The organism is Candidatus Mycobacterium wuenschmannii, from assembly GCF_030252325.1.
GTDB classification, from domain to species: Bacteria; Actinomycetota; Actinomycetes; order Mycobacteriales; family Mycobacteriaceae; genus Mycobacterium; species Mycobacterium wuenschmannii.
In genome coordinates this window covers 2626757-2652813 of sequence record NZ_CP126981.1, presented here as the reverse complement: position 1 = coordinate 2652813, position 26057 = coordinate 2626757, and the positions used below count along the sequence as shown (strand labels likewise).

At 68.1% G+C, this 26057-nt stretch carries 26 protein-coding genes; 12 read left to right on the top strand and 14 right to left on the bottom strand.

Going from position 1 to position 26057, the window contains the following annotated elements; genetic code table 11:
- The first annotated feature begins 2 nt into the window (after positions 1 to 2).
- From PT015_RS12500 to PT015_RS12490, 3 genes are read left to right on the top strand one after another with little or no spacing between them, the layout of a single operon-like run.
- Positions 3 to 998, top strand: coding sequence for a GNAT family N-acetyltransferase (locus tag PT015_RS12500; protein ID WP_285184816.1), 996 nt, complete (start codon positions 3 to 5; stop codon positions 996 to 998).
- Positions 999 to 1661 carry a DUF5642 family protein gene (locus PT015_RS12495; RefSeq protein ID WP_285184814.1) on the top strand — a complete coding sequence of 221 codons (663 nt, stop codon included), beginning with the start codon at positions 999 to 1001 and terminating at the stop codon, positions 1659 to 1661.
- 24 nt (positions 1662 to 1685) lie between these two features.
- Entirely contained in the window at positions 1686 to 2342 is a 657-nt protein-coding gene (locus PT015_RS12490) for a DUF5642 family protein (protein ID WP_285184813.1), read from the top strand.
- A gap of 3 nt (positions 2343 to 2345) precedes the next feature.
- On the opposite strand, the gene PT015_RS12485 is transcribed toward PT015_RS12490, so the two are convergent.
- From PT015_RS12485 to PT015_RS12470, 4 genes are all read right to left on the bottom strand, one after another.
- Entirely contained in the window at positions 2346 to 2942 is a 597-nt protein-coding gene (locus tag PT015_RS12485; RefSeq protein WP_285184812.1) for an alpha-ketoglutarate-dependent dioxygenase AlkB, read from the bottom strand.
- 30 nt (positions 2943 to 2972) lie between these two features.
- On the bottom strand, positions 2973 to 3407 hold the full coding sequence (gene soxR, locus PT015_RS12480) for a redox-sensitive transcriptional activator SoxR (RefSeq protein WP_285184811.1): 435 nt from the start codon (positions 3405 to 3407) through the stop codon (positions 2973 to 2975).
- 365 nt (positions 3408 to 3772) lie between these two features.
- A complete protein-coding gene (locus PT015_RS24630) occupies positions 3773 to 4174 on the bottom strand; it encodes a DUF559 domain-containing protein (RefSeq protein WP_313824308.1) in 402 nt (133 codons plus the stop codon).
- 595 nt (positions 4175 to 4769) lie between these two features.
- The gene (locus PT015_RS12470; RefSeq protein WP_285184810.1) at positions 4770 to 6320 is read right to left on the bottom strand and encodes a dolichyl-phosphate-mannose--protein mannosyltransferase; all 1551 of its coding nucleotides are present in this window, start codon (positions 6318 to 6320) and stop codon (positions 4770 to 4772) included.
- 25 nt (positions 6321 to 6345) lie between these two features.
- On the opposite strand from PT015_RS12470, the gene rsmI reads away from it, so the two are divergent.
- The gene (gene rsmI / locus PT015_RS12465) at positions 6346 to 7182 is read left to right on the top strand and encodes a 16S rRNA (cytidine(1402)-2'-O)-methyltransferase (protein ID WP_285184809.1); all 837 of its coding nucleotides are present in this window, start codon (positions 6346 to 6348) and stop codon (positions 7180 to 7182) included.
- Here the strand turns inward: rsmI and PT015_RS12460 are convergent.
- The 4 genes from PT015_RS12460 to PT015_RS12445 all read right to left on the bottom strand — a co-directional run bounded on the left by PT015_RS12460 (position 7138) and on the right by PT015_RS12445 (position 11145).
- Positions 7138 to 8391, bottom strand: coding sequence for an aminodeoxychorismate synthase component I (locus tag PT015_RS12460; RefSeq protein ID WP_285184808.1), 1254 nt, complete (start codon positions 8389 to 8391; stop codon positions 7138 to 7140). The two genes, rsmI and PT015_RS12460, sit on opposite strands and share 45 nt — an antisense overlap.
- A gap of 21 nt (positions 8392 to 8412) precedes the next feature.
- Positions 8413 to 9282, bottom strand: a complete 870-nt coding sequence (locus tag PT015_RS12455; protein ID WP_285191081.1) for an RNA polymerase sigma-70 factor — start codon at positions 9280 to 9282, stop codon at positions 8413 to 8415.
- Between the two features lie 29 nt (positions 9283 to 9311).
- On the bottom strand, positions 9312 to 10490 hold the full coding sequence (locus PT015_RS12450) for an NAD(P)/FAD-dependent oxidoreductase (RefSeq protein WP_285184806.1): 1179 nt from the start codon (positions 10488 to 10490) through the stop codon (positions 9312 to 9314).
- Between the two features lie 76 nt (positions 10491 to 10566).
- On the bottom strand, positions 10567 to 11145 hold the full coding sequence (locus PT015_RS12445; protein ID WP_285184804.1) for a TetR/AcrR family transcriptional regulator: 579 nt from the start codon (positions 11143 to 11145) through the stop codon (positions 10567 to 10569).
- Between the two features lie 97 nt (positions 11146 to 11242).
- On the opposite strand from PT015_RS12445, the gene PT015_RS12440 reads away from it, so the two are divergent.
- Together PT015_RS12440 and PT015_RS12435 are read left to right on the top strand one after the other, a co-directional pair.
- Complete coding sequence (locus PT015_RS12440) at positions 11243 to 11707, top strand: DUF1772 domain-containing protein (protein WP_285184802.1); 465 nt, start codon at positions 11243 to 11245, stop codon at positions 11705 to 11707.
- Positions 11708 to 11720: 13 nt separating this feature from the next.
- On the top strand, positions 11721 to 12071 hold the full coding sequence (locus tag PT015_RS12435) for a hypothetical protein (RefSeq protein WP_285184801.1): 351 nt from the start codon (positions 11721 to 11723) through the stop codon (positions 12069 to 12071).
- On the opposite strand, the gene metG is transcribed toward PT015_RS12435, so the two are convergent.
- Positions 12068 to 13609 carry a methionine--tRNA ligase gene (gene metG, locus PT015_RS12430; protein WP_285184800.1) on the bottom strand — a complete coding sequence of 514 codons (1542 nt, stop codon included), beginning with the start codon at positions 13607 to 13609 and terminating at the stop codon, positions 12068 to 12070. The two genes, PT015_RS12435 and metG, sit on opposite strands and share 4 nt — an antisense overlap.
- Before the next feature lie 18 nt (positions 13610 to 13627).
- Between metG and PT015_RS12425 the strand changes: the two genes are divergently transcribed.
- From PT015_RS12425 to PT015_RS12405, 5 genes are all read left to right on the top strand, one after another.
- The gene (locus tag PT015_RS12425; protein ID WP_285184798.1) at positions 13628 to 14473 is read left to right on the top strand and encodes a TatD family hydrolase; all 846 of its coding nucleotides are present in this window, start codon (positions 13628 to 13630) and stop codon (positions 14471 to 14473) included.
- A 139-nt stretch (positions 14474 to 14612) separates the two neighbouring features.
- On the top strand, positions 14613 to 15740 hold the full coding sequence (locus PT015_RS12420; protein ID WP_285184797.1) for a resuscitation-promoting factor: 1128 nt from the start codon (positions 14613 to 14615) through the stop codon (positions 15738 to 15740).
- Positions 15713 to 16648, top strand: a complete 936-nt coding sequence (rsmA, locus tag PT015_RS12415) for a 16S rRNA (adenine(1518)-N(6)/adenine(1519)-N(6))-dimethyltransferase RsmA (protein WP_285191080.1) — start codon at positions 15713 to 15715, stop codon at positions 16646 to 16648. The genes PT015_RS12420 and rsmA overlap by 28 nt, the downstream gene beginning before the upstream one ends.
- A 28-nt stretch (positions 16649 to 16676) precedes the next feature.
- Complete coding sequence (locus PT015_RS12410) at positions 16677 to 17627, top strand: 4-(cytidine 5'-diphospho)-2-C-methyl-D-erythritol kinase (protein WP_285191078.1); 951 nt, start codon at positions 16677 to 16679, stop codon at positions 17625 to 17627.
- A gap of 283 nt (positions 17628 to 17910) precedes the next feature.
- Positions 17911 to 19545, top strand: coding sequence for a fatty acyl-AMP ligase (locus tag PT015_RS12405; RefSeq protein ID WP_285184795.1), 1635 nt, complete (start codon positions 17911 to 17913; stop codon positions 19543 to 19545).
- A gap of 44 nt (positions 19546 to 19589) precedes the next feature.
- Here PT015_RS12405 and PT015_RS12400 read toward each other — a convergent pair whose 3' ends face one another.
- Positions 19590 to 20855: an amidohydrolase family protein gene (locus PT015_RS12400; RefSeq protein WP_285184794.1), complete on the bottom strand. Its 1266-nt coding sequence runs from the start codon at positions 20853 to 20855 to the stop codon at positions 19590 to 19592.
- Positions 20856 to 20880: 25 nt separating this feature from the next.
- Between PT015_RS12400 and PT015_RS12395 the strand changes: the two genes are divergently transcribed.
- Complete coding sequence (locus tag PT015_RS12395; protein WP_285184793.1) at positions 20881 to 21705, top strand: AraC family transcriptional regulator; 825 nt, start codon at positions 20881 to 20883, stop codon at positions 21703 to 21705.
- On the opposite strand, the gene PT015_RS12390 is transcribed toward PT015_RS12395, so the two are convergent.
- The 4 genes from PT015_RS12390 to PT015_RS12375 all read right to left on the bottom strand — a co-directional run bounded on the left by PT015_RS12390 (position 21702) and on the right by PT015_RS12375 (position 26041).
- Positions 21702 to 22016, bottom strand: a complete 315-nt coding sequence (locus PT015_RS12390; protein WP_285184791.1) for a DUF732 domain-containing protein — start codon at positions 22014 to 22016, stop codon at positions 21702 to 21704. The genes PT015_RS12395 and PT015_RS12390 overlap by 4 nt on opposite strands.
- Positions 22013 to 23287 carry a PPE family protein gene (locus PT015_RS12385; RefSeq protein ID WP_285184790.1) on the bottom strand — a complete coding sequence of 425 codons (1275 nt, stop codon included), beginning with the start codon at positions 23285 to 23287 and terminating at the stop codon, positions 22013 to 22015. Before PT015_RS12385 ends, PT015_RS12390 begins: the two co-directional genes overlap by 4 nt.
- Positions 23288 to 23297: 10 nt before the next feature.
- Positions 23298 to 24485 carry a PPE family protein gene (locus PT015_RS12380; protein WP_285184789.1) on the bottom strand — a complete coding sequence of 396 codons (1188 nt, stop codon included), beginning with the start codon at positions 24483 to 24485 and terminating at the stop codon, positions 23298 to 23300.
- 356 nt (positions 24486 to 24841) lie between these two features.
- The gene (locus PT015_RS12375) at positions 24842 to 26041 is read right to left on the bottom strand and encodes a sodium-dependent bicarbonate transport family permease (RefSeq protein ID WP_285191077.1); all 1200 of its coding nucleotides are present in this window, start codon (positions 26039 to 26041) and stop codon (positions 24842 to 24844) included.
- Between the last annotated feature and the right edge of the window lie 16 nt (positions 26042 to 26057).

Below are 26057 nucleotides of genomic sequence, written 5' to 3'. Positions count from 1 at the left end.
AGTTGACCGAACTGACCACGTTGCGCGCCGCCGAACTCGCGACGCTGGACATCTTCAAGGGCTGCCCCGCCGAGGACCTGATGCCGTTGGCGGCCAGCCTGGAACCGCTGCAGGCCGCGCCCGGGCAGGTGCTGATGCGCCAGGGTGAGCGGGCGGTGTCCTTCCTGCTCATCGCATCGGGGGCCGCGGAGATCCAGCACGTGGCGGACGACGACGTGGTGACCGTCGAGCAGGTCTCGGCCGGCATGATCGTCGGCGAGATCGCCCTGCTGCGAAACATCCCGCGGACCGCGACCGTGACCACCACCGAGTTGCTGACCGGGTGGTGCGGCGACAGTGACGCGTTCGCGCGCCTGGTGCACATTCCCGGGATCATGACGAGGCTGGTCCGCACGATCCGTCAGCGACTTGCCGCGTTTCTGACGCCGATCCCGGTGCGGACCCGCGACGGCACCGAGGTGCTGCTGCGTCCGGTGCTGCCCGGCGACAGCGCCCGCACCCTGCAGGGTCACGTCCGGTTCTCCGCCGACACGCTGTATCGGCGGTTCATGTCGGCACGGGTGCCCAGTCCGGCGCTGATGGACTATCTGGCCGAGGTCGACTACGTCGACCACTTCGTGTGGGTGATGACCGATCGCGAAGGCAATCCGGTGGCTGACGCGCGATTCGTCCGCGAAGACCACGACCCGAACGTCGCCGAGATAGCCTTCACCGTCGCCGACGCCTACCAGGGGCACGGCATCGGGACGTTCTTGATCGATGCGCTGTCGGTGGCGGCAGGGATCGCCGGCGTGCACAAGTTCTCCGGGCGGATGCTCGCCGACAATGTGGCGATGCGCGCGATCATGGACCGCTACGGCGCCTTCTGGCAGCGCGACGACGTGGGGGTGGTCACCACCGTTGTCGACGTGCCCGACGCCAATCATCTGTCGCTGAGCAGGGACACCGTGACTCAGCTCAAACACACTGCACGTCAAGTCATTCGGGCCGTCAGCTAAATGCGTATCGCGGCGGCCGCTCCGATACTGCTGCTGCTCGCCGGGTGTGTGCATCCGGCCGAACACCGGCCGGCGCCGTCCACAACGGTGTCGGCGGGTCGCGTCGACCCGGGCAACATCAGGCGGGTGCGGCGCGACCTGCCGCCCGGCTACGAGGTCGCGCCGGTCGCGGATGTGGTTGCGCCGCCCGGCGTTTGGGGCCTGGGTGGTGTCGGAGCCGCCACCCCCGCACGTTGCGGTCCGCTGGCCGACCCGACGGGCGGCCGGGGTCAACGTGCGCAAGGCATTTCGGGATCGGGCCCGGGCGGCACGGTGTACGCGGTGGTCGTCGCCGCGCCGACCGGCCCAGTGGCGCTGGATCACTCCGCGCTCGCCGGGTGTCGGCAGTGGAGCATGACCGGCCGGCGGGCCAGAGCCCACGTTCACGTCATCGACGCGCCACACGTCGACGCCGCCGACACCCTGGGGATGGCCGCCGACATCGTCACGTCTGTCGAGGGCGGCAACGAAATCGCTTCGCGGGCAAGCACCTTCACCGCGTACCTGGGTGATTACTATGCGTTCACTGTGCTGGTCAGCGATCCCGGTTCGCCCAATCCGGCGCTGACGCCGCAATTCGCCGCCGACTTGCTGGTGAAAACGGTATCAGCCGTACGTGGCTGACGGTGGTGCGTTAGATTGGCCGGAATGATGCGGATTGCGGTGGCGATCGGGAGTGTCTGCCTGTTGACGGCATGCTCCCACGGATCGTCTCAGGAGGCCCCTTCTGCGGATATCACCAAGATTTCTCAGGTGAAGTCCGATTTCGGGCCGGGTTTCAAGGTCAAGGAGCAGGCCAAAACCGGGATCGACCCGAAGATGCTGCAATCCCATAAGCTGCCGCCAGGCCTGACGTTCGATCCGCCGGACTGCGCGTCGTTCGTGGTCGGCGAAGACATGCCGTCGGGATTGGAAGGCAACATGGCCGCGGTGGCCGCCGAGGGCGCCGGCGAGCGCTTCATCGCGATGGCGGTGCAGACCTCCGTGCCGGTGCCCTTCGCGGAGCCGGGCCGAAACTGCCACAAGGTGGCCTTCCAGGGCGGCCGCATGCGCGGCCTCTTCGAGGTCATCGACACCCCACAGATCGACGGCACCAAGACGCTGGGCGTGCACCGCATCCTGCAGACGGTGGTGCAGGGCAAGCCGCACAGCGGCGAGTTGTACAACTACACCGCGCATTTCGGCGATTACCAGGTGATCATCACCGCGAACCCGGTGCTCGTGCCGGGGCAGCCGCCGAAGCCCGTCGACACCAAGAAGGCCCAGGATCTACTCGTGAAGTCGGTCGCCGCGATCAGGAACTGATCGCTAACGGACGTCGCGCGGCCGGAACTGGATACTGACCCGCGGCCCGGTATGGGCCGACGTCTTCGGCACCGCATGCTCCCAGGTGCGCTGACACGATCCGCCCATCACCAGCAGATCGCCGTGCGCCTGCGGCAGGCGCAGCGACGTGCCGCCGCCGCGCGGTCGCAACGCGAAGGTGCGGGTGGCGCCGAGGCTGACGATCGCGACCATGGTGTCGTCCGTCCTGCCGCGACCGATGGTGTCGCCGTGCCACGCCACGCTGTCAGACCCATCGCGGTACCAGCACAGGCCGGCGGAGGTGAACGGCTCGCCGAGTTCGCCGGCGTAGATGTCGTTGAGCCGCCGCCTAATCCGGGCCAACTGCGGGTGGGGCGCCTCGTCGACGGTGAGGTCGTGGAAGCTGACCAGTCGGGGGACGTCGAGAATCCGGTCGTACATCTGGCGGCGCTCGGCGCGCCAGGGGATGGTGTCGAGCAATTCGCCGAGCAGGTCCTCGGCATCGGTCAGCCAGCCAGAGCGGACGTCGATCCACGCTCCGTCGCCCAGCGACCGTCGGTCGTTGCACTCGAACAACGACTGCTGGACCTCGATCGCCATGGCCACGATCTTATCGCACAATTGTTCGATTCACAGGAGGGCGGCACCGGGTCCTTCGGCGCCGAGCGCGTCGTCGGGATTGAACAGCGCGCACGCTTTCAGGCTGAGGCAGCCGCAGCCGATGCAGTCGGCGAGGTTGTCGCGCAGTCGCTGCAGATGCAGGATCCGGTCGTCGAGGTCGGCGCGCCAGCCGGCCGACAGTCGGGCCCAATCCCGGCTCGTGGGAACGCGATTGGCGGGCAGCGTGGTCAGCGCGTCGCGGACACGTGCCAGCGGAATGCCCAGCCGCTGTGACATCTTGACGAATGCGACGCGGCGCAGTGTGTCGCGCGCGTAGCGGCGCTGGTTGCCCGACGTGCGGGTGCTGGTGATCAGCCCCTGTCGTTCGTAGAAGTGCAGCGCCGAGACCGCGACGCCGGCGCGGGCTGCGAGTTCGCCGGGAAGAATGAGGTCCTGGCCGTGCACAACCGCAACAATACTTGAGGTTTTGGGTAGGTCACCGACACGCGCGGGCTTGGACACCGAACGATCACGATCCGGCTCCGCCCCTGCCGATGGTGCGCGGAACCTGTCACTGTCGAGGGCGTGACTATGGATGTTGACGACGAACTCGTCTTGTATACGGATAAACGTCCGTATCGCTGCGCGAATGGCCACTGGCTGCTGCCGGGCCACATGATCGTGGGGAGCCGGTCGTGCTCCTGCGGTCGCGGCCGGCACACCACGTGGGAGTGCGAGTGCGGCGACGTGACGTATTCGCCGAAGGTGCGCGACGCCTGCTCGCTGGGCGGAAGTTAGCGCCGCCGCGAAACAGACGCTAGGGCAGTGAATTACGCCGCACCGCGACCGTGGCTTCGGTTTCGCGGCGCCGGTGCGTAGCCGCGCTGGGCGAGCGCTCGTGAGACGCGTCCCACGATTTGCCGTGGATGGTCCTCCTTGATCACCCGCACGACGAGCCAACCGAGGCCGTCGAGCAGCTCGGCCCGTCGCACGTCCTTCACGTACTGCTGACGATCTAGGCGATGATGATCGCCGTCGTATTCCACTGCCACCATGGGATCTTCCCAACCCATGTCGAGGTAGGCGACCTGCTGACCGTCGCTCACGCGAATCTGCGTGACGGGCCGGGGCAACCCGGCCTGCGTCAGTATCAGCCGCAACCACGATTCCTTCGGCGATTCCGCACCGGCGTCCATCGCCCTCGATGGATGACCGCGCGAGCTTGTTGCCACGCGCCCCGGGATACCGCTCGAGCAGAGTTATCAACTCCTGCTTCGTAATACGCGTCCGTCGAGCGAGCGCGTCGAGATGCGCGACGGCTGTTGCCCCGATCAGGTGGCGGGCGAGGTCGACACCCACGCGCGCAGGCGTCGCGACCCGGACACCGCCGACAACGGCGACCTCATCGCGAGCGAACCGCTCGTCGCGCGCGATGATGCCGGGCGGGCAGTGTGCGTTGCGCCAAAGCATCTCGATCGGTGCGGTGTCGCTGACCCATCTCGCGCCGTGCCACGCCGCCGCGGCGCGCCCGGTGATCGTTGCCCGGTGGCCGGACCACAGGTAGGCGCCGACGGTCAGCGCCGCCAGCGTTCGATCGCTCGTCTTCGGCAGGTAGACATCCGGGAAAATGGGCCGGTAATTCGAGCGCAGTTGTCCGCGGGTGAGCGCGCCGCGGGCCAACGCCTCGCTGCCGACGATCGGTGCATCCATGCGGGCGATGATGCGGGGTCACGCGACAATGCTGCGCCAACCTGAAGCCAGGGTTGTGGATAACCGGAATTCGCGACCGTGGCTTCTGTTTCGCGGCGGCGGCGGCGGCGGGCGAGCTCAGCGCCAGCTGGGCAGCCAGATCTCCATGTTCCAGGTGTTCTGCGAGATCGGCTGGCCGGTGAGAATCGGGAACAACCAGGCAAAGTTTGTCAAAACCAATGCGACGTAACAGGATACGACGATGAGCCCGAGGCTGCGCCGCTCCGCGCCTTGAACGGGTTTGTAAAGGATGTCGCCGAGGATCAGCGCGATGCCCATCGCCAGGAACGGCGCCATGGTCGCCGCGTAGAAGAAGTACATCTGACGGTCGATGTCGGCGAACCACGGCAGCCATCCCGCGCAGTAGCCGACGAGGACGGCGGCGTAGCGCCAGTCGCGGCGCACCGACATCCGCCATACGGCGTACAGCAGCATGGGCACCGAAATCCACCACATCGCCGGGGTGCCCACCAGCATCACCGCTTTGACGCACGACTGCGCGCCGCAACCCGGCACGTTCTGCTGGTCGATCGCATAGAGCACCGGCCGTAACGACATCGGCCAGGCCCACGGCTTGGACTCCCACGGGTGATAGTTTCCCGCGGAGTTCGTCAGGCCGGCGTGGAAGTGATACGCGTTGTAGGTGTAGTGCCACAACGAGCGAATCGCGTCGGGCAGTGGAACATTCGAGTGCCATCCGACCGACTGGCCGACCTCGTGGCGATCGATGGCCGTCTCAGAGGCGAACCAGGGCGCATAGCTGGCCAGGTAGACCCCGAACGGAATCAGCAACAGCGCGTAGGCCGTTGGGAACAGGTCGCGGCGCACGGTGCCCAGCCACGGCCGCAGCACCCGGTACTGCCGGCGCGCCGCGACGTCGAAACCGAGTGACATCAACCCGAAGAAGACCACGAAGTAGAGGCCGGACCATTTTGTCCCACAAGCCAATCCGAGTAGTACGCCGGCGCCGAACCGCCACCACCGCACGCCCAGCCGCGGGCCCCACACGGTGTCGCCGATGCGGCCCTCGGTGTACGCGACGTGTAGTCGTTCGCGGACCTGATCGCGGTCGACGATCAGCGCGCCGAACGCGGCCAGTACCAGGAACGCGAGGTATCCGTCGAGCAGCGCGGTGCGGGCCACCACGAAGCTGACGCCGTCGGCGATCACCAGCAATCCCGCGATGGCGCCGACGAGTGTCGAGCGGCTGATCCGTCGCACGATCCGCACCACCAGCGCCACCATGATCGTGCCGAGGATCGCGCCGGTGAACCGCCAGCCCAGCCCGGTGTAGCCGAACAGCGCCTCGCCCATCGCGATCAGTTGCTTGCCCACCGGCGGATGCACGACGAGGCCGTAGCCAGGGTTGTCCTCGACGCCGTGGTTGTGCAGCAGCTGCCAGGCCTGCGGCGCGTAGTGCTTCTCGTCGAAGATCGGGGTGCCGGCGTCGGTGGGGGACCCGAGGTTGATCGTTCGGGTCAGTGCCGCCAGTGCGGTGACGACGGCGGTGACCACCCAGCCCTCGAGCCGGTCGACCGGGCCGAAATCGGGTGCCGGGGCGAGCGGCCCGGGGCTGATCACCGGAACAGCGTCCTGCGCGACGAGGTCGTCGGGCTCGGTGATGGTCATCGGGTCCGATCGTAGGCTGTGGCTCATGACGACCGGCCGACTGCTGCTGGGTGCCACGCCGCTTGGTCAACCGGCCGACGCGTCGGCGCGGCTGATTGCGGCGCTGGCTACGGCAGACATCGTCGCCGCCGAGGACACCCGTCGGCTGCGGATCCTGGCCAAGGCGCTCGACGTGGAGATCGGCGGCAAGGTGATCAGCCTCTTCGACCACAACGAGGCCGCTCGGGTGCCGCAACTGGTCGAGCAGCTCACCGCCGGCGCGACGGCGTTGGTGGTCAGCGATGCCGGGATGCCGTTGATCAGCGACCCGGGGCACCGGCTGGTGGCGGCGTGCGTGGATGCGGGCATCGCGGTGCAGTGTCTGCCCGGACCGTCGGCGGTGACTACCGCGCTGGCGGTGTCCGGCCTGCCGTCGGAGCGGTTCTGCTTCGAGGGGTTCGCACCGCGCAAACAGGGCGCGCGCCGCAGCTGGCTGGCGTCGCTGGCGACTGAGCAGCGCACGACGGTGTTCTTCGAGTCGCCGCGGCGCTTGCAGGCGTGCCTCGAGGACGCGGTCGCCGAACTCGGCGGCGACCGCCGCGCCGCGGTATGCCGCGAGCTGACCAAGGTGCACGAGGAGGTGCTGCGCGGGTCGCTGCACGAGCTGGCGGAGTGGGCCGCCGGTGAGGTGCTCGGCGAGATCACCGTGGTGCTGGCCGGCGCGGTGCTGAAGACGGACCTGCCGACACTGGTGGCCCAGGCGGTGGCATTGATCGACGACGGGATGGGCGTCAAAGACGCTTGCGCGCAGGTTATTTCGGCTACACCGGGAGCGGTGTCACGGCGTGAGCTCTACGACGCGGTGCTGCGCGCCCGCGACTGAGGCGCCGATGATCGGGGCGGCCTTGTGCAGGCACTCCTCCCACTCGGCGTCGGGGTCGGAGTCGGCGGTGATCCCGCCGCCGGAACCCAGCACCGCGTTGCCGGTGGCGTCGAACTCCACCGTTCGGATCGCGACGTTCAGCTCGCAGCCCGCCACCGGTGACGCCAAACCGACTGTGCCGCAATAGACGCCGCGCCTGGACCGCTCCCACTGCCAGATGAGCTGGCGGGCACGAATTTTCGGGGTGCCGGTGATGGACGCCGGCGGGAAGGTCGCGTCCAGCAGTGCGGTGGTGGCCAGCCCGATCGGCACCTGCGCCGCGACCGTCGACACCAGGTGCCACACCCCGGGCGCGGGACGCACCACCAGCAACTCGGGCACGGTGACCGATCCGGTCACCGCGACCCGGCCCAGGTCGTTGCGCACCAGGTCGACGATCATCACGTTCTCCGCGACGTCCTTGGTCGACGCGCGTAGGGCCGACGGGGGAGCAGACAGCGGCAGCGTGCCCTTGATCGGGCTCGAGGTCACCAAATCCCCACGGCGACTGAGGAACAGCTCCGGCGACAGCGAGGCCACCGCGCCCCAACCACCGGCCAGATAGGCCGCGCGGGCCGGCGCCGTGCGGGCGACGCCGTCGAGGAAGAAGTCCAGCGGGTCGCCGGCGAGGGTGCCGGTGAATTGCGTGCACACGCAGGCCTGGTAGACCTCGCCGGCGCGAATGGCCTCCAGGCAGGCCAAGACTCCGGCTCGATGGGCAGCGCGGTCGGCGGCGTCCCAGTCGATCCGGTACGCGCGGGCCGGCGTCGGTGACGTCAGCGCCTCGGCGAGCCAACCGGGCACCGGCGCCCCGGACAGGCTCTCGAACCACCACTGCCGATCACGGTCGCAGCGCAGCACGCAATCGGTCCAGCCGCCGGCGGCCTCGGGAATTCGCGCGGGCTGTCCGTCGACACCCGGATCGGGGTAGGACAGATAGCCGATCCAGCCGCCGCCGATCGTGGTGCTGTGCGAGCCGGGCCGCACATCGAAGGCCTCCGTGGCGTCGACGGGCTGTACCGACAGGCTCGGCGCGATCACTGCCAGGGCACCGAACCACTGGCCGGTCAGAGCCGCCGGTGGCGGCAGATCCAGCCGTTTCGTGGCATCGGCGACGGCACGCAGCACTTCGTGGGGGCTGCCCAGATCGCCGAGCCGGTCGATTCGCACGCCCCTAGCTTGGCAGAAATCTCAGCCGCGGCTGATTTTGCGTGCGGTGGTGACCGCCGCCAGCTTGTCGGGATTGCGCATCGCGTAGAAGTTGGCGATCTTGCCGTCGACTATCTCGACGGTGAAAACGCCTTCCAACTTGTCGGCGGCGTACAGCAGGACCGCAGGGGCAGCGTTGCAGACCACCATCTCGGCCCGCACGTCTGGCATCTGCAGGCCACGGCCGATCAACCCGACGATCGCGCGGGCGACCTTGTCGGCGCCGACCACCGGCCGCCGCGCCGCGCTGGCCTTGCCGTTGCTGTCGGCGGTCCACACCACGTCGGGGGCCAGCATCGACATCACCGCCGCGACGTCGCCGCCGGCCGCTGCGGCCATGAACTCCGCGGCGATCCGGGTGTTCTGCTCGGGGTCGGCGGGCGCGAAGCGCTTGCGCCGGGCCTGCACGTGTTCCCGGGCCCGATGGGCGACCTGGCGCACGGCCGGCTCGGATTTGCCGACCGCAGAGGCGATTTCGCCGTAGTCGAAGCCGAAGGTCTCGCGCAGCACGAACACCGCACGCTCGTCGGGGCTGAGCGTCTCCAGTAGGACGAGCATCGCCATCGAAACCGATTCGGCCAGCACGACATCGGCCGACGGGTCCTGCTCGTCGAGCAGCAGCGGTTCGGGCAGCCACGGGCCGACGTAGTCCTCCCGGCGCCGGGCACCTGCCCGGAGCGCGTTGAGCGCCTGGCGGGTGACCAGCCGGGCCAGATAGGCCTTGGTGTCCTGCACGCTGTCGAGATCGACGTCGGCCCAGCGCAGGTAGCTGTCCTGCAGCACATCGTCGGATTCGGTTGTCGAGCCGAGGATTTCGTACGCGATGGTGAACAGCAGCGGGCGCAGCAGCATGAACCGTTCGGCGTGCTCGTCGGTGGCGGTCACGACACCGGCACCGCCTCGTCGGCCAGTCGCTGCGCCCGCTTGCCGCCCTTGAGCCAGCGGTACCAACCCGGCTTGGCGGCCTCCTTGCGGATGCCCCACACCGTGCCCTTGCAGACCATTTCCTTGATCGAGGCGGCGACCCGGCCGCCGATGAACAGGTTCAGTGGGGTGTCGTCGGAGCGGGCCAATTGCACGGTCGCGTACTTGCGTCCGATGCTGATGCACTGGCCGGTGAAGGCTTGGTTGATGCCCGCGGCCGGGGTGCCGGCAATCCGGCTGAGCACCGTGTTGGCGGCCTGCGCGCCCAGCGGGATCGCGGCCTGGCAGCTCATCCGCAGCGGCTGGCCCGACGGCGCGGCGGCGTCACCGGCCGCGACGATGCGTGGGTTGTCCACGCAGGTCAGTGTCTCATCGGTGAGCAATCGGCCCAGCGCATCGGTGGGCAGTCCGCTGCGGGCGGCCAACTCCGGCACCCCGAAGCCCGCAGTCCACACGGTGGCCGCGCTGCGCAACACGGCGCCGTCGTCCAACAGCACCCCGTCGCGATGGACCTCGGCGACCCGCGCGGCCTCCAGCACGTCGACGCCCAGGCGGCGCAACCATTTCGCCACCGAGCGGCGGCCGGGCGCACTCAGCGAAGGGCCCAACGTTCCGCCGCAGACCAGATGCACCCGCCGGCCCTGCTCGGCCAGTTCGGATGCGGTCTCGATGCCGGTCAGCCCGGCACCGACGACGATGATGGGCGCGTCGGGGTGTAGTTCGTCGAGCGCAGCGTGCAGTCGCTCGGCCTGTTCGAATTCAGCGATCGGATAGGCGTATTCGACCGCCCCGGGCACCGCGGCCGGGACCACGCCGGTGCTGCCGACCGCATAGATGAGGTAGTCGTAGTCCAGGTTTTCGCCGGAAGCCAGCTCAACCGTTCCGAGGGCGGTGTCGATCCGGTCGGCGTTGTCGACCACCAACCGGACGCCCTCGCCGAGCAGCGTGCCGTAGTCGACAGCGGCGCTGCCGCTGCCGGCGACCATCTGGTGCAGCCGGATGCGCTCGACGAATTTCGGCCGCGGGTTGACCACGGTGATGTCTACGGCATCGGCGTTGAGGCGCAGGTGGTTGGCGGCCAGCGTGCCGGCGTAGCCGCCGCCGATCACGACGATGTGAGTGCGCTGGGCGGTCATGGGTGTCTCCTGTCTCGCGGGTGTGATGCCCTCAAGACACCGCCGGGAGCGTCGCTGTGACAGCTTGTGACCAGGCTCACAGGCTCCCGCAGATGTCGGCGACCAGAGTCTCGATGCGATCGTCATGAAAGTCCGGGCGTAGGCGCCCGCTGCGATCGAGGGTGATGAGCCCGTGCAGGGCGGCCCAGACCACTTCGGCGAGGGTGTCGGGGTCGCGATTCCCGGCGATTTGTTCGACCGCCGCGCGCAGCTCGTCGAACGCGTTGTTGAGCTCGGGTGGGGTGTCGTCGGCGGCGAACGCCAGGGTGGTCGCCCGGGTGAACATCGCGTCGAACAGCGCGGGGTTGTCGCGGGCAAAACCGATGAACGCGTGGGCAACTCGGGACAGCGCGTCGTGGCCGTCGGTGGCCGGGGCGCGCGCCGCGGCCAGCGCGTCGCCGAGCTCGGCGAAGCCCTGAACGGCGACCGACGCGACGATGCCCTCCATGCCGGCGAAGTGCTTGTAGAGCACGGGCTGGCTGTACTCGATCTCGGCAGACAGCCGCCGGGTGGTCACCGCGTCCCAACCCTCCGCTTCGGCGATCGTGCGCGCGGTGGCGGTGATCAGGTCGCGGCGGGCGGCGCGCTCGCGCGTCCGGCGGTCGTCGATGGCCATATCGATGATGTTAGCGGCGATACGAATGCTAGCGCCGCTATTGACACGCTCGGGATGCGGGGTTAGCGTCGCTAACACCCGGATGGAGGAGGACGCGATGGTCGCGAAGTTGTTCGCGTTGACCGCGGTGCTCGGCACCGCGGTGGTCTACGGCACCGACGTATTCTGCGCGATGGTGCAACGGCCCGCACTGGCCCGTGTCGACGACCGGGCCCTGCTGTCGGTGATGGGCAACATCCACCGGTACGGCGACCGGCGGATGCCGGTGCCCGGGGTGCTCGGCCTGTTGGCCGCGGCGATCAGTGCGGGGGTGGCCGCGGCGTCGGGCCACTGGGTGCAGGCCGGTGCGGCGGGCGTCGCGTTCGTGCTACTGGTGGGGTGGCTGGTGATCTACCTCCGGGTGAGCGCGCCGATCAACCGTGAACTCACCGCCGCGGCCGACGGCTCGGGGGTGACCATCGATGCGCCTGCGCTGCAACGAAAGTGGGACGCGGTCATCACGGCACGCGCGACCCTCCAGGGACTAGCGGTCGCGGCGCTCGGCGCGGCCATGGTGATGTGAAAGGTTAGTCAAAATGGTCAACATCGCTCGGCTCGTCATGAAGGCCGCTCCGCTGTTCAACGCTCCGGTCACGGCGATCACCGCCTCGCCGCGGTTCGGAAAGCTGTTGCGGCGCAGCGTCACGACGATCAGCTACACCGGGCGGCGATCCGGAAAGACGTTCAGCATCCCAGTCGCCTACCGCCGTCGCGGCGACGAAATCGAGGTCGGCGCGAACCTGCCCGACGCCAAGACGTGGTGGCGCAACTTCCTCGGTGAGGGTGGACCGGTCACGCTGACGCTCGATGACACCGAGCGCGCTGGACATGCTGTCGCGCAACGGGATTCGAACGGCCGGGTGACCGTCAAGATTCGCCTGGCCTAGTCGACCTGGTAGCGCGGAAAGACGCCGGTGGGCGCCGGGAGCGCAGTGCCGGGCAACACCCGAGTCCCGATGGACGTGAAGTTCCGTGCTTCCGGCGACTGGCCGAGTAGGTCGAGCAGCGTGCCCGCCGACTCCGGCATCACCGGCTGCACCAGCAGTGCAGCGATGCGCACCGCTTCGATCGTCACGTACAACACGGTGGCGAAGCGCACCTGATCGGCCTCGGTGTCGCTCTTGCGCAGCACCCACGGTTCCTGTGCCGAGAAGTACCGGTTGGCCGCGCCGAGCATCAGCCAGATCGCCTCGAGTCCGAGATGCATTGCCTGATTGTCGAATTCGGCCCGCACCCGCTCGAGAAGGCCGTCGGCCAATGAAAGCAGCTCGGTGTCCTCGGCGCTGAACTCACCGGGCGTCGGCACCACCCCATCGAGATTCTTGCCGATCATCGACAGCGACCGCTGCGCCAGGTTGCCGAGTTCGTTGGCCAGGTCGGCATTGATCCGGCTGATGATCGCATCTTCGCTGTAGCTGCCGTCCTGGCCGAACGGCACCTCGCGCAGCAGGAAATACCGCACCTGGTCGACGCCGAACGTGTCGACCAGCGTGTTCGGGTCGACGATGTTTCCCACCGACTTGCTCATCTTCTCGCCCTTGTTGAGCAGGAATCCGTGCGCGAAAACCCGTTTGGGCAGGGCGATTCCAGCCGACATCAAAAAGGCCGGCCAGTAGACGGTGTGAAACCGGATGATGTCCTTGCCGATCATGTGTAGATCGGCCGGCCAATACCGTTGGAACAGTTCGGATTCGTTGTCCGGGTAGCCGACGCCGGTGAGGTAGTTGGTCAGCGCGTCGACCCAGACGTACATCACATGGTCGGGATGCTCGGGCACCTTCACGCCCCAGTCGAACGACGTGCGGGATATCGACAGGTCGCGCAGACCGCCGGAGACGAAGCTGACCACCTCGTTGCGGCGCACCTCGGGCGCGATGAACTCCGGGTGGGAGTCGTAGTGCACCAACAACTTCTCGGCGTAGGCGGACAGCCGGAAGAAGTACGTCTGCTCCTCGGTCCAGGTGACCGGGGTGCCGGTCTCGACCGCGATCCGCGTTCCGTCGACCTCCGCGGTCTCGGATTCGACGAAGAACCGCTCGTCGCGCACCGAGTACCAGCCCGAGTAGCTGTCCAGGTAGATGTCACCGGCGTCGTGCATCCGCCGCCAGATCTCCTTGGACGCCTCGTGGTGGTCGGCGTCGGTGGTGCGGATGAACCGGTCGAAGGAGATGTTCAGCTTCTGTTGCAGACGCTGGAACACGTCGGAGTTCCGCTTGGCCAACTCGGCGGTCGGAATGCCTTCCGCGGCCGCGGTCTCCACCATCTTCAGGCCGTGCTCGTCGGTGCCGGTGAGGAAGCGGACGTCGAAGCCGTCAAGCCGCTTGAACCGGGCGATCGCGTCGGTGGCGATGTACTCGTAGGCGTGCCCGACGTGCGGGTTGCCATTCGGGTACGTGATCGCCGTGGTGACGTAGTACGGGTTCATCAAGATGCACCTTATGGTGTGCGCGTGAGTTCCAAGCGTCCGCCGCCGCCCGCTCCGGAGCGGCTGAGCCCGCTGATCGACGCGCACACCCACCTCGACGCGTGCGGCGCAACCGACGCCGACGGCGTGCACGCGATTCTCGACCGTGCGGCCGCCGTCGGCGTCGTGGCGGTGGTCACGATCGCCGATGACCTGGCGTCGGCGCACTGGGCGACCCAGGCCGCCGACTGGGATCCGCGCGTCTACGCCGCGGTGGCCCTGCATCCGACCCGTGCCGACGCGCTGACCTCCGACGCCCGCGCCGAGATCGAGCGGCTGGCCGACCACCCGCGGGTGGTGGCGGTCGGCGAGACCGGCATGGACCTGTACTGGCCGGGCAAGCTCGACGGCTGCGCCGGACCGGCGGTGCAGCGGGAGGCCTTCGCGTGGCATATCGACCTGGCCAAGCGCACCGGTAAGCCGCTGATGATCCACAACCGCGACGCCGACGCCGACGTGCTCGACGTACTGCGGGCCGAGGGTGCCCCGGAAACCGTGATCTTCCACTGTTTTTCGTCCGGCCCAGAGCTGGCGCGCGCCTGCGCCGACGCCGGCTGGCTGGTCAGCCTGTCCGGCACGGTGAGCTTCAAGAACGCCCGCGAACTGCGCGAGGCCGTCCCGCTGGTGCCGCCCGATCAGCTGCTGGTGGAAACCGACGCGCCGTTCCTGACACCGCATCCGTACCGCGGCGCACCCAACGAGCCGTACTGCCTGCCCTACACCGTGCGCTCGCTGGCCGACCTGCTCGAGCGACCCGCCGCGGAACTCGCCGAGCTGACCTCGGGCAACGCGCGGCGGGTCTATCGGTTGCCGGCGGAGGGTTAAAAGTCGGTTAATGTGGCCGGGGCCGAGTTGCTCTCGCCAGGGCTTTTCGTTACCGTCCTGTTATCGAAAAGGTGGGGGCCCTCGAGGGCCCCTTTTGTTTGTTAAGCATGTGGTTGTTGAGGTCGGGGATACACGCGCGTTGAACATAATTACGAAACTCCATCAGGCTCCTTCTCCCGCTCTGCGCTTTCTGGTCGCAGGCCTTCTGCTGGTCTTGGCCTTCGCCGGCGCCTTCGCGGTAGCCGACTACAAGACCGTGACGCTGAGCGTCGACGGCAACGCGATGACCGTCACCACGATGAAGTCGCGGGTCATCGACATCATCAAGGAAAACGGGTTCTCGGTCAGCGACCGTGACGACCTGTACCCCGCCGCGGGCGAGAAGGTGCACGGCGACGCCAGCATCGTGCTGCGCCGTAGCCGGCCGCTACAGATCTCGCTCGACGGCCAGAACACCAAGCAGGTGTGGACCACGGCGTCCACGGTCGACGAGGCGCTGGCCCAGCTGGCGATGACCGACACCGCGCCGGCGGCGGCGTCGCGCGGCAGCCGCGTCCCGCTGGCCGGCATGGCCCTGCCCGTCGTCAGCGCCAAGACCGTCGAACTCGACGACGGTGGTGTCGTGCACAACGTCCACCGGGCCGCCGCCCGCGTCGGCGACCTGCTCGCCACCCTGGGGGTGCCGCTGGAGCAGAGCGACCAGGTCACCCCCGGCGCGGTTGCGCCGGTGATCGACGGCATGCACATCCAGGTGATCCGCAACCGGATCGAAAAGGTCACCGAGCGGGTGCCGCTGGACCCGCCGAAGCGCCGGATCGAAGACCCGCAGCTGAACATGAGCAAAGAGATCGTCGAGGACAAGGGCGCCGCCGGCAGCCAGGACATGACCTTCGCGGTGTCCAAGGTCAACGGCGTCGAGACCGGCCGACTGCCGGTCGCCAGTCACGTCATCAACCCTGCTCGCGAGGCGATCGTGCGGGTCGGCACCAAGCCGGGCACCGAGGTGCCCGCTGTCGCCAACGGCGAGATCTGGGATGCCATCTCGCGTTGTGAGGCCGGTGGCAACTGGGCGATCAACACCGGAAACGGCTACTACGGCGGTGTCCAGTTCGACCAGAACACCTGGGTGCGCAACGGCGGCTTGCGATTTGCGCCGCGCGCCGACCTGGCCAGCCGTGAAGAGCAGATCGCCGTGGCTTCGGTGACGCAGGCCCGTCAGGGCTGGGGAGCGTGGCCCGTCTGCAGCGGAAGAGCGGGTGCCCGCTGACCGTCCAGTTACTTGGGCGAACCGAAATCCGCCGGTTGGCCAAAGAACTCGAATTCCGTCCGCGTAAATCGTTGGGGCAGAACTTTGTCCACGACGCCAACACCGTGCGCCGGATCGTCACCGCGTCCGGAGTCAACCGCGACGACCACGTCCTGGAAGTCGGCCCCGGCCTGGGCTCGCTGACGCTGGCGCTGCTCGACCGCGGCTGCACCGTCAGCGCCGTCGAGATCGACCCGGTCCTAGCCGAACGCCTGCCCCAGACGGTGTCCGAGCACTCCAACAGCGAGGCCCAGCGGCTGAACGTCGTCAACCGCGACGTCCTCACCATCGGCCCCGACGACCTGCAGACGCCGCCGACCGCGGTGGTGGCGAATCTGCCGTACAACGTCGCAGTGCCGGCGATCCTGCACCTGCTGGCCGAATTCCCCACGCTCCGAACGGTGATGGTGATGGTGCAGGCCGAGGTCGCCGAGCGGCTCGCCGCTGAACCGGGCGGCAAGGAGTACGGCGTGCCGAGCGTCAAGGTGCGCTTTCACGGGGAAGTGCGCCGGCATGGCACGGTCTCGCCGACCGTCTTCTGGCCGATCCCGCGGGTCTACTCCGGGCTGGTCCGCATCGACCGCTACGCCGCAGCGCCCTGGCCGACCGACGCCACCTTCCGGCAGCACGTGTTCAAGCTCGTGGATACCGCATTTGCTCAGCGCCGCAAGACATCTCGCAATGCATTCGTTGACTGGGCGGGTTCGGGCAACGAGTCGGCGAGCCGGTTGCTGGCCGCGAGTATCGACCCGTCGCGGCGCGGTGAAACGCTGACCGTCGAGGAGTTCGTCCGGCTCTACCAACGATCCGGCACGACCGGGGAGGCCCCACCGCGGGGGCAGGCGCCGCGGCACGCGTCCGCGAGCTGAGCTCGGGCGATAGTCTCGTTCGGTGCCGATGGACGGAAGCACCGCAGCTCAGTGGGCGCCCATTGGGGCGGTGACGGTCCGCACGCCCGGCAAGATCAACCTCTACCTGGCCGTCGGAGACCTGCTGGACAGCGGATATCACGAGCTGACGACGGTGTTTCACGCCGTCTCGCTGGTGGACGAGGTCACCGTCCGCAACGCCGACGTGCTGTCGCTGGAGATCACCGGCGAGGGCGCCGGCGAATTGCCTCTCGACGAGCGCAACCTGGCCTGGCAGGCCGCCGAGCTGATGGGTGAGCACGTCGGCCGCGCGCCCGACGTGTCGATCACGATCGACAAGAGCATTCCGGTGGCCGGCGGCATGGGCGGCGGCAGCGCGGACGCGGCCGGTGTGCTGGTCGCGCTGAACTCGCTCTGGGAACTCGGCGTACCCCGCCGCGATCTGCACACCCTGGCGGCCAAACTCGGCAGCGACGTGCCGTTCGCTCTGCACGGCGGTACCGCGCTGGGCACCGGCCGCGGCGAGGAGCTCGCTACGGTGTTGGCCCGCAACAACTTTCACTGGGTGCTCGCGTTCGCCGACGGTGGTCTGTCCACGCCGAAGGTGTTCCGTGAGCTGGACCGCCTGCGCGAGGCCGGCGATCCGCCGCGCCTTGGCGAGGCCGGCCCGGTGCTCGCCGCGCTGGCGGCCGGTGATCCGGAGGAGTTGGCGCCGCTGTTGGGCAACGAACTGCAGGCCGCCGCCCTGAGCATGAACGCGCGCCTGCGCCGCGTCCTGCGGGCCGGCGTCGAGGCTGGCGCGCTGGCGGGGCTGGTGTCGGGTTCCGGGCCTACCTGCGCGTTCCTGTGCCGGTCGGCGTCCGCGGCGGTCGATGTCGGCATCGAACTGACCGGGGCCGGGGTGTGTCGGACGGTGCGCGTCGCCAGTGGGCCGGTGCACGGCGCGCGGGTGGTGCCCACGCCCGCGTCGGGCGACTGACGCGGCGGCGATTTCGCCACACAGTTTGGCACTTCTTTAAGAGGAGTTTAAGATGTTCGACGGTGATGATTTCCGGTCGAGCAACGAGCCTGGCTTTTTCGCCCGCCATCTCCGTCGGCGGGCTTGCCAGCAACGATGCGACCACAGTGCGGCCGGTTACCGCTTCGCAGGCGATTCGAGACCAAATCGCTGCCCAATTGTGGGCGCGCGGCTATCCCAAAGTGTGCTTGAGCAGGAGCAACATTAAGGGTCGGGCGATGGCGCCGGAACCGAGGAGGCAATCGTGAGCAGGTTTACCGAGAACATGTTCCGCAACGCTCATCAGAGTTCGCGGGGCATGGTCACCGGCGAGCCCCACGAGCCGGTCCGGCACACCTGGCTCGAAGTGCACGAGCGTGCCCGACGCATCGCCGGCGGCCTGGCCGCCGCGGGAGTCGGACACGGTGACGCCGTTGGCGTGCTGGCCGGATTCCCGGTCGAGATCGCGCCGACCGCGCAGGCCCTGTGGATGCGCGGCGCCAGCCTGACGATGCTGCACCAGCCGACCCCACGCACCGACCTCGCCGTCTGGGCCGAGGACACCATGAACGTCATCGCGATGATCGAGGCCAGCGCGGTCATCGTCTCCGAGCCGTTCCTCGTCGCCGTCCCGGTGCTCGAAGAGAAGGGCATCAAGGTCCTCAAGATCGGCGACCTGCTCGAGTGCGAGCCGATCGACCCGATCGAGACCGGCGAAGACGACCTGGCGCTGATGCAGCTGACGTCCGGATCCACCGGTTCCCCGAAGGCCGTGCAGATCACGCACCGCAACATCTACTCCAACGCCGAAGCGATGTTCATCGGCGCCGAGTACGACGTCGACAAGGACGTCATGGTCAGCTGGTTGCCCTGCTTCCACGACATGGGCATGGTCGGCTTCCTGACGATCCCGATGTACTTCGGCGCGGAGCTGGTCAAGGTCACGCCGATGGACTTCCTGCGCGACACCCTGCTGTGGGCCAAGCTGATCGACAAGTACAAGGGCACCATGACCGCGGCGCCCAACTTCGCCTACGCGCTGTTCGCCAAGCGGTTGCGCAAGCAGGCCGAGCCCGGCCAGTACGACCTGTCGACGCTGCGTTTCGCGCTGTCGGGCGCCGAGCCCGTCGACCCCGCCGACGTCGAGGACCTGCTGGACGCCGGCAAGCCGTTCGGCCTCAAGCCGTCGGCGATCCTGCCCGCCTACGGCATGGCCGAGACCACGCTGGCGGTGTCGTTCTCCGAGTGCAATGCCGGCCTGGTGGTCGACGAGGTCGACGCCGACCTGCTGGCCGCGCTGCGTCGCGCCGTGCCCGCCGCCAAGGGCAACACCCGGCGGCTGGCGTCGCTGGGCCCGCTGCTCAAAGACCTCGAGGCGCGCGTCGTCGACGAGAACGGCAACGTTATGCCCCCGCGCGGTGTCGGCGTCATCGAACTGCGCGGCGAATGCGTCACGCCCGGCTACATCACCATGGGCGGTTTCCTGCCGGCCCAGGACGAGCACGGCTGGTACGACACCGGTGACCTCGGCTACCTGATGGAGAACGGCCACGTCGTGGTCTGCGGCCGCGTCAAGGACGTCATCATCATGGCGGGCCGCAACATCTACCCGACCGACATCGAGCGGGCCGCCGGCCGCGTCGAGGGAGTCCGCACCGGCTGCGCCGTCGCGGTTCGACTGGACGCCGGCCACTCACGCGAAACCTTCGCCGTCGCAGTCGAATCCAACCATCACGACGACCCGGCCGAGGTGCGGCGCATCGAGCACCAGGTGGCCCACGAGGTCGTCACCGAGGTGGACGTGCGGCCGCGCAACGTGGTCGTGCTCGGCCCCGGCAGCATCCCGAAGACGTCGTCCGGCAAGCTGCGCCGGGCGAACTCGGTCACGCTGGTTACTTAACCGCCGGCGACGATGCGCGCGTAGTTTGCGCGAGGAGGAGCCGGTTAAATCGACTGCGCCGGCTGCTTGGCCTCGTAGAGTCGCGCCCATTCCTTGCGCGGCCGGATCGACACGTCGACGTCGGCGCCCTTGGCGCGCAACGCTTTCACCGTCGCCTGCGTACGCGGCGTGCGGGCGAACGGGTCCCAGCCGAAAAAGCCACAGGCGTTCTGCCAGGTGATCTTGTTGATGTCGGTGTCGTCGGCGCCGGCCGCGTTGAGTTCGGCCAGCACCTGCTCGGGCGCGTCCGGCCAGAAGCAGTCCGAGTGCGGGTAGTCGCATTCCCAGGCGATGATGTCGATGCCGATCTCATGGCGAAGCTTCAGCGAGGTCTTGTCGGTGACGTAGCAGGCCAGCGAGTGCTCGCGGAACACGTCGCTGGGCAACTTGTCGCCGAAGTCGCGGCGCAGCCATTTCTGGTTGGTGTAATGCCGATCGCTGCGATCCAAATAGAAAGGGATCCAACCGATTCCGCCTTCGGAGAAGGCGAATTTCAGGTCCGGGTACTTGCGCATAGCCGGGCCCCACAGCAGGTCCTGCGCGCACATCGCCGACACCTGGGTGGCCAGGATGATCATGTTGTCGATCGGCGCGTTGGGCGCCATGCTGATCGCCCCGAAGCCGGTGCCGATGTGCAGGCACATCACCACGTTCTCCTCGGACAGGGTGCGGAACACCGGGCCCCAGTAGTCGTCGTCGTGGTAGCTCGGAAGTCCCTCCAGATGTGGCAGTTCCGGCATCGTCACCGCGTGACAGCCCTTCGCGGCGACGCGGCGGATCTCGTCGCACATGCCCTCGGGGGTCCAGGTCGGCAGGATCGCGATCGGGATGAAGCGGTCCGGGTAGGAGCCGGCCCACTCGTCGATGTGCCAGTCGTTGTAGGCCGACACCATCACCAGGGTGACGTCCTCGCGGGTCATGTTGAGGTGTCGGGCGGAGAAGCCGGTGAACGTCGGGAAGCACATCGAGGCGAGGATGCCGTTGCGGTTCATGTCGCGGACCCGCTCGTGCACGTCGTAGACGCCGGGCCGCATTTCCGCGAAGCCCGCCGGGTCGCGGCCCCACTCTTCGGCCGGCCAGGACACCACGGCGTTGAGGCCACTGACGCCCTGCGGGCGGCCCTGGTACATCCACTGATCGACGCCCTTGTCATCGGTGACGACGACCGGCGCCTCGTCCTTGAACTTGGCCGGCACGTGGCGCAGGAACATGTCCGGTGGCTCCACGACGTGGTCGTCGATGCTGACCAGGATCAGGTCGTCAGTGTTCATCCCTCAACTACTACCCTGGACACCGATGACCGTCTCCGCATCTTCGGCCAGACATTTGCCGCAATCGGCCAATGTCGTCGAACTTCGCCGCGGTGGCCGGGCGCGCGGTGGCAGCTATCTGTACGAGGGCAGCCAGCTGGTGACCGGTTGGCATTCTCATGACCTGCACCAGATCCAGTACGCGATCGGCGGCGTCGTCGAGGTCGAGACGGCTAGCGCGCACTATCTATTGCCGCCGCAGCAGGCCGCGTGGATTCCGGTCGGGTTGGAACACCAAGCGACCATGACGCCGGACGTTCGCAGCGTCGCGGTGATGTTCGACCCGGGGTTGCTGCCCGCAGTGGATCAGCGCGCCCGCATCGTGATGGTGTCGCCGCTGATCCGCCAGATGATGATCTACGCGCTGCGCTGGCCGATCGGCCGCCCGGACAGTGATCCGGTGTCCGACGGCTTCTTTCAGACCCTCGGCCACCTGGTGTTCGAGGCGCTCGACCACGAGGCGCCGCTGAGCCTGCCCACCGCCGACAACGCGATGGTCGCTGCCGCAATGGAATACACGAAGGCGAACCTGGCGTCGGTGACCGCCGCCGAGGTGTGCCGCGCGGTCGCGGTGTCGGAGCGGACGCTGCGGCGCCAGTTCGATGCCGCCGTCGGCATGTCGTGGCGGACCTATCTGCTGCACGCGCGCATGCTGCGGGCAATGGCGCTACTCGTCAGCCCGGGTGAATCGGTGCAAAAGACCGCCAGCGCAGTCGGTTTCGACAGTCTGAGCGCTTTCACCCGGGCGTTCACCAAGTTCTGCGGCGAGACCCCGTCCAGCTATCGGCAGCGGATCGGGGAGACCGACTAGGCCTTCGAAAGATGATGCGGACAATAGAATTTCGCCGAGATCATGGCGAAGTCGGACGCGTCTTCCAGGTTGAACCCGGGATTGCGAATCTTGAGGTCATGGACGAGCTCCAACCCTGACTCGCCGTTGTTCAGCAGGCCGCACACCGCCCTGCCGGCCCCGAGGGCGCGTGCCGGGTCGGCGAAGCGGATCCCGACCTGGTTGAGCGCGGACAGGAACCCCACGTCGTCGCCGTCCGGTGGCTCGGCAGACGCCGGAACGGCCAAAGCCACTGTGATGCAAACACATAACGTTGCAGCGAATGTTCTCATCGGTGTGCCTTTCGGAGATGAACGGCGTGGATGCCGGGTTTCTTGGCGAGCTGTTCGAGCAGGCTGTCCAGCCCGTCCTGGTCGACGGTGTGGTGCTGGACGCTCTCGGGCTTGTCCGAGATCTGCGCGACCAACTGCTTGAGCTGCTCCGGTGACTGCTTGACCTTGAGGTCCTTCAGCCGCTTGATGCTGCCGCGAACACCGTTGCCGGACATCGGGGTTGGCGTGCCGGCGCCGATCGCGCTACCGAGCATCCCGGCGGCGGACATCGAGTTGAACAGTCCGGCTTCACCCAGCGCCGCCGCGGGCACCGCCGTCTCCGCGCCTGCCGACAGCGCGGCGGCGACGGTCCGGACCGCCGGGGTGGCCACCGCCCAACTCGGTGGGACGGAGAGCTTTCCGGCGAGCGTGCCGGACCCGCCCATGTCGGCCGAGACCGAACTGGTCAGCCAGCCGCGGCCGTACCACGGGCCCAGAAGTCCGCCGCCCAGCGCCTCCTTCGGCGGCAAGGCGAAGCCGGGCGCCGGTGCGAACTTGAGGAATTGCGACACCGGGAAGTTGGTCAACAGGCCGATGTCGTTGAACTGCGTGCTGAAGCTGGCCGGCACCTTGACCGCGGTGAACAGCGCCGCGAACGTCGATGCCCCGTTCGGGCCGAACAGGCTGTTGATCATGCCGTTGAGGGTGGTGGTGTAGTCGGTGCTCAGGTCCGCCAGCCACTGCAGCAGTGGTGAACCTTCGACCGGGTTGGTGGTCTGCGGTGGCTCGGCGTAGGGGGTCAGCTTCGTCGCGGCCGCCGAGGAGGCCGCGTAGGAGTCCATCGCCAGCGCGTCCTGGGCCCACATCTCGCCGTAGGCGATCTCGGTGGCCGCGATCGCGGCGTTGTTCTGCCCGACGATGTTGGTCGCCGCCAACTGCGCCAATTGCGCTCGGTTGGCTGCGATTTCGGTGGGCGGCACGTGCGCGGAGAACGCCGCCTCGTACGCGCCGACCGCCGCGGTGGCCTGGCTGGCGGTCTCGGCGGCCTGCGTGGCGGTGCCCTGCATCCAGGCGAGGTAGGGGCCGACCGCAGCCGCCATGCTCAGCGCCGACGGTCCGAGCCAGGGTCCGTTGGTCAGCGAGGCGATCACGGTCGCGTAAGAGTCAGCGGTGGAATGTAATTCGGTCGCCAGCTCGCTCCAGGCCGACGCGGCGGCCAGCAACGGCTGCGCGCCTGCGCCGCTGTACATCCGGCCCGAGTTGATCTCCGGTGGAAACGCCGCGTAGAACATGTCGACTCCCTCAGTCGTCGAAGGCCGGGATGACGATGATGGTGGCCGCGGCGGGGTCGGCCTCGGCTTCGCCGACGAGGCCGCCCAGCGGGGCTGTCGCCGGCCCGCCGCCGACCGAGCCGTTCGCCGTCGCCGCGACCGCCCGCCCGGCCAGGCTCGACAACGCCATCTGACCGAAGATGCCGCCCTCGCCCGCCGACGCCGCGGCCGGAACGGCCGCCAGATTGGCCGGCAACGCGTTGGCGAGCATCCGGATCTCCGGCGCGGCCTGGGTCCAGCCCTGCGGCACCGACATGCTGCCCACCACGGCGGCGCGGCCCATCGCCGCGGACACCGGCGCCGCCCGGACGCCGGCCGACGTCAGGTGCGGTCCCACTCCGCCGGCCAGCGGCGCCAGGGCCCCGCTGATCGGCTTCGGGCCCGCCATGAAGGCCGCGGCGGCCTGCCCGTTCTGTGCCCACGAGTAGACCTGGCCGAACGACAGGAACGGGCCACCGGGGATCGCCGTCCAACCCTGCAGCGAATACGGGCCGGTGAGGGCCGCGAAGATGGTGTTCCAATTGGCCAGGTCGGTGGCGAGTGCCGGTGGCAGCAAAGAGGCCGTTGCCGTGCCGGCCGCGTTCGATGCGCCCGCCTGGACGGCTGCCGCTGGTTGTTGTGCCGCGGCAACAGGATTGGTCGTGCGCGGCGGCTCGGTGAACGGCGTCAACACCGACGCGCTGGCCGCGGAACCGGCGTAGCCGTACATCGCGGTGGCGTCCTGGGCCCACATCTCCATGTAGTGCGCCTCGGTGGCGGCGATCGCCGGGGTGTTCTGGCCGAGGATGTTGGTGGCGACCAGCGCCGCCAGTAGCGCGCGGTTGGCCTCGATCACCGGCGGCGGCACGGTCGCGGCGAACGCGGCCTCGTACGCCGCGATCGCCGCCTTGGCCTGGCCCGCAGTCTCGTCGGCTTGGGCGGCGGTGGCATTCATCCAGCCGACGTACGTGCCGGCCGCGGCGGCCATCGACTCCGATGAGGGGCCCCGCCATGCGGCGCCGGTCAAGCCGGTTGTCTCCGAGGAGTAAGACGCTGCCAACGAACTGAGTTCGGCGGCCAGGTCGTCCCACGCCGTCGCCGCGGCCAGCATCGGTGCGGAACCTGGGCCGGTGTACATCCGACCGGAGTTGACCTCCGGCGGTAGGAATGCGAAATCCATGGTTCGCCCACCTCCGACGGCGCGGCTGATCGCGTTCTGAGTATTTCGGCGACGTTGCCGCACATGACTTTTCGAGCATCAGCTCGTCAGTCGCATGGCAGCGATCGTGCGGGCGCCGTGTTCGCAATAGGTTCCCGCGACGTAACGGGGGAGAAAATTGGCATTCACTCCAGGGTTAAAACCGCTGTGAGCGTATTTGCGTGAAAACGCCATGACTGTGGCGTCGAGACGACCGGTCCTGAATCAGATTCAGCCGCAGTATATTTCGCGCTCGACTTGACGCCAGGACGATCGATCGCACAGCACGCGCCGGGCGCGGGTGAGGCCGGCTTAATGCGGGCGTTACGCGCCCGACGTCAGGCGATCGGGAACCACTTCTCCACGACGTGCGCGATCTCGATGTAGAGCGGAAGCCCGATGGTGACGTTGTAGGAGAACGTCAATCCCAGTGAGGCGGCGAGCGGCAGCGTCGGACTCGCCTCGGGGATGGCCAACCGCTGCACCGCGGGCACCGCGATGTAGGAGGCCGCACCGCAGAGCACCGCGAACAATACGTAGGTGCCCGGCTCGAAGTCCTGATGGATCAGGTACGCGTAGGCATGCGCGACGATGATGCCCAGCGGCGCAAAGAGGTTCGGTGCAACCAGGCCGAAGATGATGAAGCCCTTGCCGGCGGATCGCAGGTCGCGCAGCTTGCGGGCCGCCGTCATGCCCATCTCGAGCAGGAACAGGCACAGCGCACCCTGGAACGCCGAGATGAAGAACACGTCGTCGTCGTGGGTGACCTTGTGCCCCTGCAAGCCGCTGATGAACCCGATCGCGATGCCGCCGAACAACAGCAGCAGGCCCGGGTTGAGGAACACCTCCCGCAGCAGTTGCAGGGAGAGCACGGCCGGCTTGCGCTCGGGGTCGGCGGCGGCCTGCGTCTGCAGCGAGAAGTCAAGCGGCTGAGCGCTTCCGGGGTCGTTCTCGAGGTGCTGCCCGTGCGAAGGCAGCGTCGCCGCGCCCGGTGCGAACTTCGGTGCGATGTAGCCGGGTTCGCCGGGCATGGCGCCGTCGGCGTCCATGCCGCGGTCGCGCAGCCTGGCCACCAGATAGAGCGCCACCAGACAGCCCGGGACCTCCATGACCGCGAGCATCACCGGCATGTACGCGTCGAAGGCGACATCGGCGGCGACCAGAATGCCCACCGCGGTGGCGAAGGTGCCGGCCGAGTCTGAGCCGTAATAGCCTGCGACGGTGGCCTTGTCGACCTTACGCAGCGACGTCAGGCGGGTCAGCAACGCGTAGGCGAGCATGCCGATCACGAAATTCAGCACGAAGCCCAGCACCATGAATCCGGCGATCTGACCGATGCTCGAGGCGTGGATCGCCGCGAGTTCCTCGCCGCCGTGCCAGCCGATGGCCAGCAGCAGATACATCGTCAGGCCCTGGTAGATCACCTCGGGAAATTCGAAGTCCACCTTGAGCAGCGGAAGCATGAAGCCGAAGTAGAAGAACAGCAGCAGCGGCTTGAACAGGTTGTGCCCGACGTTACTCAGAAACTCATGAAGCAACATGGTCAGCCCCCTT